The organism is Denitrobaculum tricleocarpae (assembly GCF_007004665.1).
In the GTDB taxonomy this organism is placed as follows: domain Bacteria; phylum Pseudomonadota; class Alphaproteobacteria; order Kiloniellales; family Kiloniellaceae; genus Denitrobaculum; species Denitrobaculum tricleocarpae.
Genome location: NZ_ML660052.1, coordinates 906,158 through 920,413, shown reverse-complemented (window position 1 = coordinate 920,413; position 14,256 = coordinate 906,158). Strand labels below are relative to the sequence as shown.

The window sequence follows — 14,256 nt, the reverse complement described above, 5'->3', positions numbered from 1 at the left end:
AAAAAGCTCAGAACGCAGAGGTTAGCAGGGAATGACGGCGCTCGACAGCAGGTTCGGGAACGATGCCCCCACCGCAACAATCATCTGGACAAACGCGTTCGAATGACGACCCTGTTGACGCAACGCACAGAAACGGAGAGCGCGCGCTATGATTATGTATTCACGGGAGCTGACGGTGGCCTGGGGCGAGTCGGATCCCTTCGGGCTGGTCTACTATCCCATGATGTTCACCTGGTTCAACGAGACCGAACATGAGCTGCTGCGCGCCCTGGGCTTTCCGACCAATAAGCTGATCAAGGAAGACCGCACCGCCTTTGTCATGGGCGACGTGCACTTCCGCTTCGTCGGTCCGGCGGCCTACGGCGACAAGGTCCGCACCATGATCCGGCTGGCCAAGATGGGGACCTCGACGCTGCACTGGGACTGCAAGGCGGTGCAGTCCAGCGACGGCGCAGTGATCACCGAGGGCCGCGCGGTGCGCATTCATGCGCAGATCCAGGAGGACGGCGGCCTGAAAGCCATTCCGATTCCCGAGTACATCCGCAACGCGCTCACCGATCCGGGCAGCCTGATCAACCTGCCGGAAGAGGAATTCTGAGCGCCGCGCGCCGTCGCTTCGAAAGTTCCAAATTCAGAACAGGAAGTGCCTGAAGATCCAGTACCCGGCATAAAGACAAATGAGGTGCTGGCTCACGATGGCGATCAGGCCCGGCCAGAGGGAGCGGGCGAACATGCGGATGGCATGAAGCACGCGCCCGGCGAAGAAGCCGCCGGCCAGAAGCCACAGAAGATCGCGCGGCGCGCCCGCCAGCTCCATGACCCCAAGCGCGATAATGACGATGGGCACGATCTCGATGAAGTTGCCGTGTGCGCGAATCCGGTGCCGCAGCTCGACATCCTCCGCATCGCCGAACTGAATACCGCCCAGGACCGCCCGGCGTGCCGTAACCAGCAAGCTCAGGATCACCAGCTGGACGATCAGCGCCGCCGTCAGGAGCGACGTCACCGGCAAGGCCCCGACCTCAAGCATGCGCGGCGTCTCGCGTCTCTGGTCGCGTCTCTGGTCGCGCCTCTGCCTGCCTTAGAAACTGCGGGTCCGCGAACCCGGCCTCAAGCTGTTCGAACATGCCCGTCCAGCCCTCGCCATGGCGCTTGCTGCTTTCTTCGGAGGGCAGCTGCGAATGGGTCAGCACGATTTCGGTACCGCCATCCTGCGCCCGGAACCGGACCCGCACCCGGGTCGGTATGTCGGCATGAGGGTCCGGCGTTTCCCAAGTCCAGGAAAAGACAATCTCGTCGTTCAGCATGATGCGTTCGTATCGCCCGGCCACAGCCTTGCGTTCATCACCAGGCATGATAAAGCAGAAACGGAAAGCGCCCTCCGGCACAAATTCGAAGGCCAGAATTTCAAGCGAAATATCCGGACGTGGCGTGAACCACCTGCCCAGAGCTTCAGCGGAACTGAAGGCCTCGAAGACCCGTGCCGGCTGCGCCGGAAGCAGGCGGCGAACGGTCACGGAATGGGTCAATTCACTCACTGTCTTTCTCCCTTTCTTTCGTTAAATCCCTGCGATCACGATCAGACTGTTGACCGGCCGCGTCTTCCAGCCGTCCATCCACCTCCGCCAGATAGCCTTCCAGGCGCTGCAGAGTGCCCTGCCAGAAGGCCTCGTGCCGGGCGATCCAGTCCTCGGCTTCCTTCATGGGTGCCAGCTCCAGATGAAAGCGGTGGACCCGGCCCTGCACTTCGCGCCGCACCAGTCCGGCTTTCTCCAGAACCTTGAGGTGCTTGGAGATGGTCGGTTGCGCCGCGTCGAAGGGCGCATTGATCTCATTCGCCGAGCAGGGACCGCCGGTCGCGAGCATGGAGAGTATCCGGCGCCGGGTCTCGTCGCCCAGGGCATGAAAGGTGTGATCCAGTGGATTGCGATATTGTATAGCCATATCGCTATATTTTAGCTCTGACAGAGAGATGTCAAGACCCTGGTTAGTGCATTGCGTTGATGCGAGAGGCCGGCGTCGATCCGATCAGGATAAAAATTACATTTGAAATTCTACATACTGAATTCTAAATTCAATACTTCTAATGGCGAGGGGTGGTGTTACTCCTGCCACAGGGGAGTCTGCTGCACCGGCTTGAACGGGGCAGCGCAGAGCCATCAAAATTTAACTTGCCGCATCCCTTTTATTAACCTCTGGATGTTTTCGTGACACTTACTTTGAATTGAATCGGCCCTACCGGAAATCCGCCCCTATGATCAAGCTGCGACTCTACAAAGACCGAGACCTGGACGACCTCTATGCCATCGCGCTGGCGACAGGCGCAGGCGGCGAAGATGCCTCCGCCCTGCACGAAGACGGGCGGATCATGGGCCAGATCTATGCCGCGCCCTACGCCAGGTTTTGTCCGGAACTCTGTTTCGTCGCCACCGACGCCAAGGGGGTCGCCGGCTATATCGTCGGCGCCGTCGATACCCGCGCGTTCGAAGAACAGCTCAGGCGCGTCTGGTGGCCGGGCCTGCGATCGATCTATCCGGATCCCTGCGACACACCCGCTTCCGAATGGAGCGCCGACCAACGCCGCTGCCACATGATCCACCACCCGCGGGAGACGCCCGAAGACGTGGTGAAGCACTATCCCTCTCACGTTCACATGAACCTGCTGCCCCGGGCACAGGGTCAGGGTATTGGCCCGGCACTGCTCGAACTCTGGATCAGCGCCGCGCGGAATCATGGGGCGACCGGCCTTCACGTCGGCTCCAACCGGCAAAACGCGCGGGCCTATGGTTTCTGGCAAAGCCGTGGCTTCGAACCGCTGGCGTCAGAGGCCCCGGCCGAGGGCAGTAGAACGGTCTGGCTGGGGCGGCAGCTGGAGGAAAGCTAAAACACCGAGGAGGTCTCTCGCTCGAGCAGCCTCAGCTCATCCCCCTCACCAGAGAAGCAACAAGCCCGGTGTCTTCAGGAGTCGGCCTTCGGCACACCCTGGTACGCCTGGTCTTTCCAGAGCTCTTCCACGCGCTGATTACGGCCGCAGCGGTAGCGATAGAGTTTGTAGCGGACCGGGTTTTTCGTGTGATAGTCCTGGTGATAGTCCTCGGCGAGGAAAAACTCCTGAGCGGGCAGAACCGGGGTGACGATCTTTTCGGGAAGCAGGTTCGCCGCGTCGATCTCGGCCTTTGAGGCTTCGGCCTGCTGCATCTGCTCCAGGCTGGTCGCGTAAACCGCCGTGGTGTAACTGTGGCCCCGGTCGCAGAACTGCCCGCCGGCATCGACAGGATCGACCGAGCGCCAGAAGATATCCAGAATTTTGGGATAGCTGATCACTTCGGGATTGTAGGTGATCCGGACGACTTCACGGTGGCCGCCCGAGGTATGGGTTTTGTAGGTCGGATTGTCCGACTGGCCGCCGGTGTAGCCGGAGACGACGTCCATGACGCCCGGCACCTTTTCAAAGTCGCTTTCGATGCACCAGAAGCATCCGCCGGCCAGAATAGCGGTCTCCTCCGCAGCCATAGCGGCAGGCGGGGCCAGAAACAGGCTGAAAACCGTCGCGGTCAGAAATTTTTTCATCGAAAGCACTTTCCAATCCAGTCGGGATAAAGAACACCCTGATCGCCGTCTTATTCAAGAAAACTTCAGTCACGAGCGCGTGAGGAGAGATGCACATCCCCGCACCCTCCCCCTAAATTCGGGCCGGTTTTGGGAAATTCAAGACGGATAGACGAGGCAAAGTCGACGTATGCGCAGCTTATCTGACGAACGCTACGCTGCCTCCGTTACGAAAAACGCTCTTGCATTTTATGAACTCATGTTCATTTAATCTACTATGAAGAACAACCCATCCATCAGAGGCCGGCCACGGAGCTTCGACCAGGAGCGAGCCCTGGATGCGGCCATGGAGCTCTTCTGGCACGCGGGCTTCGACGCGGCAACCTATGATGTCCTGGAGCAGGCGACGGGGCAGCGGCGGCAGAGCCTCGTCTACGCCTTCGGAGACAAGCAGGCACTCTTTCACGCGGCTCTTAAACGCTATGCGGAGACACGGGTGGAAGCGGTCTGCAAGGGCCTCGAATCAAGCCCCGTTGCGAAGGCGGGAATTCGGCATGTGCTGGATGACTGGCTCAAGGATGCGCGGCGTAAAAGACGGCGCGGCTGTCTGATGGTCATGACGGCGGGCGAACTCGGACCGCGGGATCCGGCGGCGGCGCAGATTATCGAAGCGGCCCGCAGGAAACTTGTTGCCGCCTTCGCCCGGGCGCTGCACACGGCCCGCGAACAGGGAGACCTTGCCACGGGTCCCGATGTCATGGCGGTCAGCGAGATGCTGGTCGCCGCCGGTGACGGCGCGCTGCTCCATGCGCGCAGCGGGGGCGCCGTGAAGGCGGCCGAGCACAGCCTCAACGCCGTCTTCGATTTGCTCTTTCAGCGACCCCGTTAAGCCGCGCGAAAAGGCACTTTAAAATCCTGCAGAAAATTTATGAATTCGTAATCATGAAAGGAAAGTCTCATGCGCTTCCCGCTCCACGATGAAACCACGGCCCCCGATGCCGCCCGGCCTGCCCTGGAAGCCACCCGAAAAAACTTCGGGATGATTCCAAACCTCGAGCGGGTCATGGCCTCGGCGCCCGCCCTGTTGCAGGGCTATAGTCAGACCTGGGATCTTTTCGATGAAACAAGTCTGACGCCGGTCGAACGTCAGGTCGTTTATCTGACCGCGAACTACGAGAACGACTGCACCTACTGCGTTCCCTGGCACAGCCTGCTGGCCCGTAAGGCGAAGATGCCGGGGGAAGTTATAGAGGCCCTGCGGTCCGGCGCGGTGCTGCCGGATGCCAGGCTCGAGGCTCTGCGCGGGTTCACCCGCAGCCTCATCGCCAATCGCGGTAAAATCTCACAAGCGGAGCGGCAGGCCTTCTTCGACGCGGGTTACAGCGAAACCCAGGCATTGGAAGTGGTGCTCGGCCTGGCAGTGAAACTTATGAGCAACTACACCAACTCCATCGCGGGTACGCCGCTCGATGACGCCGTGCAAAAACTGGCGTGGAGAAAGCCCACGATACCGATGCGCGCGCCGTAACCTCCCGCGCCGGACCAGGGCAAGCATTGGAGAGATGAAGGCCTTAACGATTTTGCGATAAAATGCGAAGAAACTGGACCAATCGGTCTGCTTGAGAGAAAAGGATCTCAGGCCTCGAAGCGCTAGAGCAGATCCGGTTTAGATGGAATCGCCTTCGGCGATCCGTCGTACCGGTGAATCTGTTCTATCTATATGATGTAGAGCGGGTTCACATGTTTTAGCGAAAACACAGAGTGTTTCCGTTAAAACATGACGCGCTCTAGGGACAAGAACGATGCAAATGACGCTCGACGCGGACAAGATTATCGCGACGGCCGACACCCTGGCACTGCGGGTGGCCGAACGCTTTCCCGAGGCCGGTCTGGTCAAGGTCGCGAAGGATTTTTCACAAGTCGCCCGCCAGATGCGCGGCGACGCCCTTCTGCTTGAGCGGCCAAACTGGCGGCTGCGGCTGACGACGATCGGGATCCTCACCGCCGGCGTTCTGCTCTTTGCCCTGGTCTTCAAGGAGGTGCATTTCAGCTCTCCCCTGCCTGAGGTTGCGACCCTGGTGCAGATCATCGAACCCGCCGCCAACATCGCGATCCTGATGGCCCTGGGCATCGCCTTCATCGTCAACCTGGAAGCGCGCTGGAAAAGGAAGCAGGCCCTCACATCGCTGCATTCCCTGCGCTCGATGATCCATGTGATCGACATGCATCAGCTGACCAAAGACCCCGGCGTTCTGCTCGACGCCATCGAGCCCACCGCAAGCTCGCCCAAGCGCAGCATGGGACGGATCGAGATTCAGCGCTATCTCGACTACTGCTCGGAGATGCTTTCCATCTCGGGCAAAATCGCCGCGCTCTATACCCAGAGCATCCAGGACGCGGTGGTGATCGAGACGGTCACCGAGCTGGAAACGCTCTCGACCAATCTCAGCCGCAAGATCTGGCAGAAGATCATGATCCTGGATCAGGCCGCACGAGAGCGCGCACGGCACGAACGGGCCACGCCCAGGCAGGCCGCACCCGAGCAGGTCAAACCCCAGCAGGCCGCAACTAAGCAGGCCGCACCTGGGCAGGCCGCACCCGCGCAGGCAAAAAGCGCGGCGCCAAAACGGGACCCAAAGGCGCCGCCGGAGCAAACCAACCCCGAACCCGCTTAATCAAGCAGGTTCGCGCCGCCGTCGTCCAGGCTCTCAGGCCGGCGCCAATAGTGAAATTGCGGCGTCCAGTCCGCTTCCTCCAACCCCGCCAGCCCGAGAAAATGCCAGACGGGCGAATAGAGATCGCCGGGACCGAAGAACGTACGGCCGCGCCGTATGACCTTGCCATCCTTTCGCTCGTAGATGCAGGCGCCGGGCATGTTGGGATGATCGCCCATGGCACATTGCTGGGTCATGTAAGTGCCGCCGCCGTGCGAGGCCAAACGGAAGCGCCAGCCACGGTCCAGCGCCATGCGCCGCTGAACCTCGGGCGGATCTTTTGAGACCAGTACGACCGCCATCGCGTCTTCCAGATGCTCCAGGACGCCATTGATGCCGTCGGCCCAGAGTGTGCAATAGCGGCAGCCCTGCCCCATGTTGTGAATGACCAGCAAACGCGAGCGGTCGCCGAAGAGGCCGGACAGGCCGATCTCACCCTCCGCCGTCCGGAAGCTGTAGTCCTCGACCGGACTGTCGGGTTCGGCCCGGCGCAAGGCTGCCAGTTGCTTCGCCTTCTCCATGATTTCGAATTCGAGCTTTTCGGCTTCCGTCATGGCGCACGTCCTCCCTGTTGATCGGATCAGATTGACTGCAGCCCCACAATAGCCTCAAGGACCGGATTCACCTATGCAGTGATCACGAATTTACAGAAGAGCTTGTCCCCCCGGTCACACTGCTTCTCGACCGATCCGAGCCGGCAAGGCTCAGCAGTAGCGCTCCGCCCCGACGATCTGCGCATCGGAATAGCGGTCGCCGTGGGCGAAGCCGACCGGCAGGATGCGTTCGATTTCGGCGAGGTCTTCGGCGCTCAAGGCGATTGAGGCCGCCGCGGCCAGGTCTTCCAGGTGAGCCGGCGAGCGGGTGCCGGGGATCGGGATCAGGTGCTCGCCCCGGTGCAGGGTCCAGGCCAGCGCCAGGGCGATGGAGGTCACGCCACGATCGGCGGCATAGCGTTTGAACTCTTCGATGTACTTCAGGCTGTAGCTGTAGTTCGGCTCCAGGAAGCGCGGGTTATGCTCGCGGAAATCGCCTTTTGCAAAACGTTTCGGATCTGGTGATTTCTGCGCGAAGACGCCCCGGCCCAGCGGCGAGAAGGGCACGAAGGCGACGCCCAGTTCCCTGCAGGCCTGGATCAGACCCATGTCGGGCATGCGCGACCAGAGGGAATACTCGTTTTGGACGGCGGTCACCGGATGCACCGCGTGGGCGCGCCGCAGGGAGGAAGGCGAGATTTCGGAAAAGCCGATGCCGCCGATCTTGCCCTCTTCCTTGAACTTCACCAGGGTTTCCACGACCTCCTCAATGGGACGTTCCGCTTCGCGGCGATGGATGTAGTAAAGATCGACGTAATCCACACCGAGGTAGCCCAGCGAGCGTTCCAGCATCATGCGCAGGTGTTCGGGCGAATTGTCGAAGCTGCGCACCTTGGTTTCCGGGTCGCGCTTGATGCCGCCCTTGGTGGCAATGCGGAAACGCCCGGGATGATTCCTGATGAAGGAGCCGATAGCCTGCTCGGAAATGCCGTTGCCGTAGACGTTCGCGGTGTCGAGAAAATCGATGCCCAGATCGAGCGCCTTGGCGAGCGTCGCGTGGGATTCAACGGTGTCGGTCGCACCGTAGGCCCCGGCGAAGCTCCAGCAGCCCAAACCGATCGCACTGACCATGGGGCCGCCCCGGCCCAGTTCGCGTTTCTGCATCGTCTTACGCCCCGCTTTCCAGCTTGAACCTGCCCTCGGGAATATCGATGTGTGCTTCGATCCCGGCGGTGGCGACCACGGAGAGGATGTCATTCTCCGGATCAGGCACATTGAGGCCGCCCTTGACCGCCTGCACGGTCACCCTGCCGAAGGGGATCTGCTTTTTGATCTCTTCCGCATCGACCTGCTCGGGCTTCTGCACGCCGATATTCACGGTCACCTGCATGTCGTCGTGCTGCAGCTTCAGCGACCGGAAGAGGGTGAGCGAGGAATGATGCAGAGCATCCTGCACCGCGCGCACGGCGGCCTTGGTGTAATCTTCGCCGTAAAGGTCGTTGCCGGTGCCCATTTCCAGGATCAGACGTTTCATGCTCATGATGAGGCCCCCTCAGCGATATCGAAGTAAACGATGGCCGCCGCGTTGGCCATGACCGTGCGGCCGGAACCGTCGGCCTTGGCGACATCGAGACCGCCTTCTTCGACCTTCACCCTCGCCGAACCGTAGGGCAGGACGGCGGCGACCTCGTCCTTGTTCACCTGATCCGGTTTCGCGACACCGATCATGACCTCAACGATCATGGCCTCGCGCGGAAAGCCCAGCGCATCGGCAATGTTCAGGGAGTTGTGCCAGAGCGCATCGCGCAGGGCGCGTACCGCCGCCTTGGTATAGTCCTCGCCGCGCAGGTCCGTGCCCAGACCGAACTCGACCGCCATTCTCTTTAATGCCATCGGGGAATCCTGAAAAAGAAGCACAAGCTCCCTTTATAGCAGGCCGGATCAATCGCGCCAGCCGAAGAGCGGGATCTGCCGCCGCCGGGTTCGCAAAAGGCTGCGTACAAAAGCCCGCAGGTCGACCTGCGTCTCCCCGGGATCTCGGGCAAACAGAGCACGGTCGAGGCGGCCCAACTCGGCCTCGACAGGGGAATCGCGTGGTGCTGTCTGCCCCTCACGCCACGAAGGCCACGGAGAAGGCAAAAAGGGGTAGCGATAAGACGCTTGATTCAGCGTTGCGCAACCGCCAATCCGTGCTCTGACATGGCCGCCACCTTTTCGCCGAAACCGGCAAAACGCGGGTCGGCGGTCTGACCCCGGAGGTAGCGGATATAGATCTGTTGGATCACCACCACCATCTTGAAAATGCCGAAGGCGTGGTACCAGCGCCAACCCGAAAGGTCGAGCCCACTGAGTTGCGCGTACCGCTCGACGGCATCTTCGCGGCTGGGGAAACCGCCGGTCCAGGTCGGCATGGCCGAGACGCTGTGACAGGCCGGGTCATCGCCCGGTTCGGCCCAGTAGTTCAGCAGTAACCCCAGATCGCTCAGGGGGTCGCCGCGTGTGCACATATCCCAATCGAGCAAGGCCGTCGGCACAGCCGGATCGTCAGGGTCCAGCAGCATATTGTCGAGCTTGTAGTCGTTGTGAACCAGCGACGCGGCCTGACTTGCGGGCAGATCCGCCTGCAGGCGTGCGACCAACCTGTCGACCGTCGCAAGGTCCCGGTCCTTCGCCGCCTGCCAGCGCTTGGCCCAGCCACCCAACTGGCGCTGCAGAAAGCCCTCCGGTTTGCCCAAGCTATCGAGGCCGACCGCAGCAGGATCGACCCGATGGAACTCCACCAGCTTAGCGGTCAGCATATCGCCGATGCGCTGCCTCAGCTCCGGCAGATCGTCGTACTGCGGCGGCACTTTCTCCCGGATGGCAATGCCGCGGCGCCGCTCCATGATCTGGAATTCGGCACCGAGAATCCGCGGATCGTCACACAGCAAATAGGATCGGGGCGCGAGCGGAAAGGCCTCGTGGAGACGCGAGAGAACCCGGTGCTCGCGCTTCATATCGTGCGCGCCGGGGGCGACCGGTCCGAGCGGCGGACGGCGCAGAACCCACTCGCGGGCACCGATCGTGATCATGTAGGTCAGGTTCGCGTGACCGCCGCCGAACTGCAGCACGGAGATCCCGCCCACGGCATCGGGCAAATGGCTGCGCAAATAGGGCTCGAGGCGCGTGAGGTCCAGCCGCTCGTCGGCCCGGGTTTCACGCAGTTCTGGATCGTTTTCGGTCATAGCCGTCACTGGTTACTTCTCAATCTTCAAGCCGTCGCGCCGCCGTCAATCACCATCTCGGTTCCGGTGACGAACGCCGATTCGTCGGAAGCAAGATAGACGATCATCTTCCCGACGTCCTCCGTGCGCCCCAGCCGGCCAAGCGGTATTTGCCGGGTAAGCGAGGCGCGGACCGCATCGGGATCCTCAACCCGCTCGAGCAGCGCGTCGAGCATCGGGGTCTCGATGAAGGTCGGATGAATGGAATTGCAGCGGATGCCATAGCCATGGCGGGCGCAGTGCAGAGCCACGGATTTGGTCAGAAGGCGGACCCCACCCTTGCTGGCGTTGTAGGCGGCGAGATTATGTCCGCCGACAAGCCCCGAAACCGACGAGAGATTGATGATCGAGCCGCCGCCGGTCTGTTTCATAGCGCCGATGGCCGTCTTGCAGCCGAGAAAACAGCCGTCGAGATTGACCGCATGCACGCGCCGCCAGTCAGTCAGGCTGGTGGATTCGATATCCTGCAGCAAGAGGATGCCGGCAGAGTTCACCAGAATGTCCAGCCGTTCGAACTCCTGAAGCGCCCGACCGACGGCCGCCTCCCAGTCGCTCTCGGAGGTGACGTCCAGGCGCAGCGGCAGAACCCGGTCACTTTGGGCCTCGAAGGCGGTCTGCATCTTCTCCAGCTCCAGATCGCCGGCCACAACCCGGGCCCCTTCCTCCACGAGCATGGCCGCGGCAGCGGCACCCAAACCCGATGCCGCGCCCGTAACCAACGCCACTTTTCCCTCAAGCCGTCCCATAGCGGTCCCTGTCTTCATTAGGATGAACCACTACTATTTTTACAATCCGGTGTTCTGCGCACAACCTCTATGGAGTATTGCAGTTGGAACATGGCGTTATTTAGGACTCCTTTACCACCGCGACGCAAATATAGGCCCGGAAATTCATGGCAAAAACCACGAGATGTGCCGCAGGCGATGTATTGAAAATCGTGCTAAACATCGAATTATATTACGAATAGAATAAACTCGGATGTGTGGCGCCCTGCGCCGGACCGCCGCCGGAACCTTGAGACCAGCACGATGGAACGGGACACTTTTGACGCGCAGTGACTCCGCAGAAGGTATTTTAGACTTTGCCAGCGCCATCTCCGACTGGGTATGGGCTTGCGATGGCGATCTCAAGCTGACCTTTGTCTCGGAGGGCTGGCAGCGGTTGTTCGAGGTTCCTGCCGGAGAGGCAGCGGGCAAGACAGTTGAAGCGCTGCTCGAGAGCCGCGGGATCGAAATCAGCGAAAGCCACGCCGAACACTTTCGACTGCTCGCCAGGCAAGAATCCTATCGCACATCCCGCTTCACTTACCACGCGCCGAGCGGCGAAACGCGTCACCTCTGCGAGTCGGCTCAAGCCCTTTACGCGGCAGACGGCAGCTTTCAGGGTTATCGTGGCGTAGGGTGGGACCATAGTGCGTCGGAAGCCGAAGCCCAGAAGTCCAGGCGGACGGAAGCACTCCTGAGCGAGGCCATCCAGGCCATGACGGAGGGCTTCGTGCTCTACGACCGGGATGACCGCCTGCTGGTCTGCAACGAGACCTATCGTCAGATGTATCCGAAATCGGCGGCCGTCATGAAAACCGGCGAAAAGTTCGAGGACATTGTCCGCTACGGTGTCGAGCGTGGTGAATACGCGGTTGACCCGAGCGATAAACTGGCCTGCGAACTCTGGATCGCCGAACGCATGGAGTTTCATCACTCGATGCGCGGAGCGGTCGAGCAAAAACTCTCGGACGGACGCTGGATAAAAACCGACGAACGGGCGACGCTCGAAGGCGGCCGGGTCGGTATCCGAAGCGATATCACCAAGTTGAAACGGGCCGAGCAGCGGCTGCTCGACGCCATCGAGAGCATGCTGGAAGTCTTTGTGCTCTGGGACGCCGACGACCGCCTGGTGCTCTGCAATAAAAAATACCTGGAAATTATTGACCGGGCCGATGAGGTGTTGCGGCCCGGCGTCGCGTTCGAGACGGTCGTGCGATCGAATGTCGACGCGCGGTTCGTCATTCCGGATAACCTGGACCGCGAGGCCTGGGTGCAGCAGCGTCTTCAGGTACACCGTGATGCCAACGGCAGCATGGAACTCAGCCTGACCGACGGCCGTGCATTCCTGATCACCGAAGTCCGCACCTCGGACGGCGGGATCGTCAGTATCGGGACCGACATCACCACCCTGCGCGAACAGGAACGCGAGCTGCGGCAAAAGGATCTGCGGCAGCGCGAATTGATCGAAAGCCAGAAGGAAACGCAGAAACAGCTGGAGCTGCAGGCGATTGAGCTTGCAAACCTGGCGCAAGACCTGGCCGAAGCCCGCGACCAGGCGGAAGCCGCAAACCGGGCGAAGTCGGAATTCCTGGCCACCATGAGTCATGAGATCAGGACCCCTATGAACGGCGTTCTGGGCATGGCCGGCCTTTTGCTGGATACAGCGTTGAGCGATAGTCAGCGGCTCTATGCCGAGACGATCCGCAAGTCGGGAGATGCCTTGCTGGAAATCGTGAACGACATTCTCGATTTCTCGAAGATCGAGGCCGGGATGCTGGAGATCGAGACCGTCGACTTCGATCTCCACAGCCTGATCGAGAACGTCGTCGATTTGATGCATGCCCGGGCGGATCCCGGGCGCATCGATCTGGCGGCCTGGATCACGGCGGATGTTCCAAGGAAGCTGCGGGGCGATGCGGGACGCCTGCGGCAGGTTTTGCTCAATCTTCTCAGCAACGCGCTTAAGTTTACCGAAGAGGGCGGAGTCACCTTAGGCGTCGCTCACGCAGATGCCACGAAGGCGGAAGGAAACCAAGCGACTGTCCAACTGGTGTTTTCCGTCGAGGATTCGGGGATCGGCATTCCCCCGGAAATTCATGAAAAGCTCTTTGACCGCTTCACGCAGGCCGATGCTTCGACGACCCGGCGCTACGGCGGCACCGGCCTGGGTCTGGCGATTTGTAAAGAAATCACCACACTGATGGGTGGCGATATTGAGCTTCAAAGCGTCGAAGGTCAGGGCAGCACCTTTACGGTCACCTTTCCCTTTGCACTGGCGGCGGCCGGGTCCCCGCCCTGCAAGGCAAGGGACGTGGGGACAGAAGAAACCCTGCACGGCCACCTCAAGGCCCTCACCGGACAGCGGGTTCTGGTGGTCGAACAGAGCGCGTTCAGCAGCAAGAATTTCCGCAAACAACTCGAGACCTTCGGCCTTTCGGTCGACGTCAGGCACGACAGCGAAAGCGCGCTCGACGCCCTGAGGGCCTCCTCTCAGGATGATGCCTATTGGCTCGTGCTGATCGGCGCCTTGCCGCGCGATGAGAGTGTGGAAAGGCTGAGCGAAAAAATCGAAGCCTGCCCGAACGCCCGCGGGATCAAGATGCTGCTGGTTCTGCCTAAAGCCTCGCTGGGCAAGGTCCTGGCCTCAACCCAGGACAGAGTCGACGACACCCTTTATAAACCGCTACACTACGACGCATTGCGTCGTTCTCTGGTGACGCAGATAGTCGGTGAAAAAGGTGCCCGGAAATTGACCTCTGAAGATCGCAATTCACCTGAGAAAGCGGATCAGAACCGCACACTGCGTTTGCTGGTGGTCGAGGACAACAAGGTCAACCAGCTGCTCGCCATGACGCTGCTGCGCAAAGCCGGCCACGAAGTCGATCTCGCCGAGAACGGGCGCGAGGGTGTCGAGGCCGTCCGCGGCCAGGACTACGACATTGTCCTGATGGATATGCAGATGCCGGAGATGGATGGCCTGGAGGCCACGCAGGAAATCCGCAAGCTGCCTGATGAAAAGGGCAAGACCACGATCATTGCCATGACGGCCAATGCTCTGGCCGCCGATCAGAAACTCTGCCTCGATGCGGGCATGAACGACTACATGGCAAAACCGATCGACCCGAAGTCGCTGCACGAAAAGCTGGCCATCTGGGGCAATACCGCGCCGGAGTAGCTTCAGAACGCACTGGCCAAAACGGCTCTGCCCTACGCCTCCAGTTCAAGCGCTTTGAGGGCAGCCGTAATCTGGATTCGTCGTGCCAAGAGGTGTTTGAACTCTGAATCGCAATCAGAGATCGGGGTTGGATAATTCCTGATCTCGCGAGTCAATGTGGCTTTGGCGTCCAGTAATGCGGTTCTGGCCGAGGTGACCCGGTCGTCGACGGTTGCGGCCATGCCCTCTTCCTTTCGTGCAGTCTAAGAAGTGCCGCAG

General features: G+C 60.8%; 17 protein-coding genes. 6 read left to right on the top strand and 11 right to left on the bottom strand.

All coding sequences use genetic code 11. The annotated features are described in order from the left end of the window. The first annotated feature begins 148 nt into the window (after window positions 1–148). Window positions 149–598, top strand: a complete 450-nt coding sequence (locus tag FKG95_RS04225) for an acyl-CoA thioesterase (protein WP_142895030.1) — start codon at window positions 149–151, stop codon at window positions 596–598. 33 nt (window positions 599–631) lie between these two features. Here FKG95_RS04225 and FKG95_RS04220 read toward each other — a convergent pair whose 3' ends face one another. Genes FKG95_RS04220 through FKG95_RS04210 form a run of 3 tightly spaced genes read right to left on the bottom strand, consistent with a single transcriptional unit; the run spans window position 632 to window position 1,944 of the window. Next, on the bottom strand, window positions 632–1,030 hold the full coding sequence (locus tag FKG95_RS04220; RefSeq protein ID WP_142895029.1) for an MAPEG family protein: 399 nt from the start codon (window positions 1,028–1,030) through the stop codon (window positions 632–634). Then, window positions 1,023–1,538, bottom strand: a complete 516-nt coding sequence (locus tag FKG95_RS04215) for an SRPBCC family protein (RefSeq protein WP_142895028.1) — start codon at window positions 1,536–1,538, stop codon at window positions 1,023–1,025. The genes FKG95_RS04220 and FKG95_RS04215 overlap by 8 nt, the downstream gene beginning before the upstream one ends. Beyond that, window positions 1,531–1,944 carry an ArsR/SmtB family transcription factor gene (locus FKG95_RS04210; RefSeq protein ID WP_142895027.1) on the bottom strand — a complete coding sequence of 138 codons (414 nt, stop codon included), beginning with the start codon at window positions 1,942–1,944 and terminating at the stop codon, window positions 1,531–1,533. Before FKG95_RS04210 ends, FKG95_RS04215 begins: the two co-directional genes overlap by 8 nt. A 310-nt stretch (window positions 1,945–2,254) precedes the next feature. Here FKG95_RS04210 and FKG95_RS04205 point away from each other — a divergent pair, with 310 nt between their 5' ends. Then, window positions 2,255–2,884 carry a GNAT family N-acetyltransferase gene (locus FKG95_RS04205; protein WP_142895026.1) on the top strand — a complete coding sequence of 210 codons (630 nt, stop codon included), beginning with the start codon at window positions 2,255–2,257 and terminating at the stop codon, window positions 2,882–2,884. A gap of 74 nt (window positions 2,885–2,958) precedes the next feature. On the opposite strand, the gene msrA is transcribed toward FKG95_RS04205, so the two are convergent. Continuing rightward, a complete protein-coding gene (gene msrA / locus FKG95_RS04200) occupies window positions 2,959–3,570 on the bottom strand; it encodes a peptide-methionine (S)-S-oxide reductase MsrA (RefSeq protein ID WP_142895025.1) in 612 nt (203 codons plus the stop codon). Between the two features lie 256 nt (window positions 3,571–3,826). Here msrA and FKG95_RS04195 point away from each other — a divergent pair, with 256 nt between their 5' ends. The 3 genes from FKG95_RS04195 to FKG95_RS04185 all read left to right on the top strand — a co-directional run bounded on the left by FKG95_RS04195 (window position 3,827) and on the right by FKG95_RS04185 (window position 6,224). Then, window positions 3,827–4,438 carry a TetR/AcrR family transcriptional regulator gene (locus FKG95_RS04195; protein WP_142895024.1) on the top strand — a complete coding sequence of 204 codons (612 nt, stop codon included), beginning with the start codon at window positions 3,827–3,829 and terminating at the stop codon, window positions 4,436–4,438. 69 nt (window positions 4,439–4,507) lie between these two features. Next, a complete protein-coding gene (locus FKG95_RS04190; RefSeq protein WP_142895023.1) occupies window positions 4,508–5,077 on the top strand; it encodes a carboxymuconolactone decarboxylase family protein in 570 nt (189 codons plus the stop codon). A 280-nt stretch (window positions 5,078–5,357) separates the two neighbouring features. Further along, window positions 5,358–6,224, top strand: coding sequence for a hypothetical protein (locus tag FKG95_RS04185; protein WP_179953921.1), 867 nt, complete (start codon window positions 5,358–5,360; stop codon window positions 6,222–6,224). Here the strand turns inward: FKG95_RS04185 and FKG95_RS04180 are convergent. From FKG95_RS04180 to FKG95_RS04155, 6 genes are all read right to left on the bottom strand, one after another. Beyond that, window positions 6,221–6,817: a DUF899 family protein gene (locus FKG95_RS04180; protein ID WP_142895022.1), complete on the bottom strand. Its 597-nt coding sequence runs from the start codon at window positions 6,815–6,817 to the stop codon at window positions 6,221–6,223. The genes FKG95_RS04185 and FKG95_RS04180 overlap by 4 nt on opposite strands. 150 nt (window positions 6,818–6,967) lie before the next feature. After that, entirely contained in the window at window positions 6,968–7,960 is a 993-nt protein-coding gene (locus FKG95_RS04175) for an aldo/keto reductase (RefSeq protein WP_142895021.1), read from the bottom strand. Window positions 7,961–7,964: 4 nt separating this feature from the next. Continuing rightward, a complete protein-coding gene (locus FKG95_RS04170; protein ID WP_179953920.1) occupies window positions 7,965–8,336 on the bottom strand; it encodes a Lin0512 family protein in 372 nt (123 codons plus the stop codon). Next, window positions 8,333–8,689 carry a Lin0512 family protein gene (locus tag FKG95_RS04165; protein ID WP_142895020.1) on the bottom strand — a complete coding sequence of 119 codons (357 nt, stop codon included), beginning with the start codon at window positions 8,687–8,689 and terminating at the stop codon, window positions 8,333–8,335. Before FKG95_RS04165 ends, FKG95_RS04170 begins: the two co-directional genes overlap by 4 nt. Window positions 8,690–8,961: 272 nt before the next feature. Further along, on the bottom strand, window positions 8,962–10,020 hold the full coding sequence (locus FKG95_RS04160) for a phosphotransferase family protein (RefSeq protein ID WP_142895019.1): 1,059 nt from the start codon (window positions 10,018–10,020) through the stop codon (window positions 8,962–8,964). 26 nt (window positions 10,021–10,046) lie between these two features. Then, window positions 10,047–10,805: a glucose 1-dehydrogenase gene (locus FKG95_RS04155; protein ID WP_142895018.1), complete on the bottom strand. Its 759-nt coding sequence runs from the start codon at window positions 10,803–10,805 to the stop codon at window positions 10,047–10,049. 298 nt (window positions 10,806–11,103) lie between these two features. Here FKG95_RS04155 and FKG95_RS04150 point away from each other — a divergent pair, with 298 nt between their 5' ends. Beyond that, the gene (locus FKG95_RS04150) at window positions 11,104–13,998 is read left to right on the top strand and encodes a PAS-domain containing protein (RefSeq protein ID WP_179953919.1); all 2,895 of its coding nucleotides are present in this window, start codon (window positions 11,104–11,106) and stop codon (window positions 13,996–13,998) included. A gap of 32 nt (window positions 13,999–14,030) precedes the next feature. On the opposite strand, the gene FKG95_RS04145 is transcribed toward FKG95_RS04150, so the two are convergent. Then, window positions 14,031–14,219 (bottom strand): hypothetical protein, encoded by a 189-nt coding sequence (locus tag FKG95_RS04145; protein ID WP_142895016.1) that lies wholly within the window; start codon window positions 14,217–14,219, stop codon window positions 14,031–14,033. Window positions 14,220–14,256 lie beyond the last annotated feature (37 nt).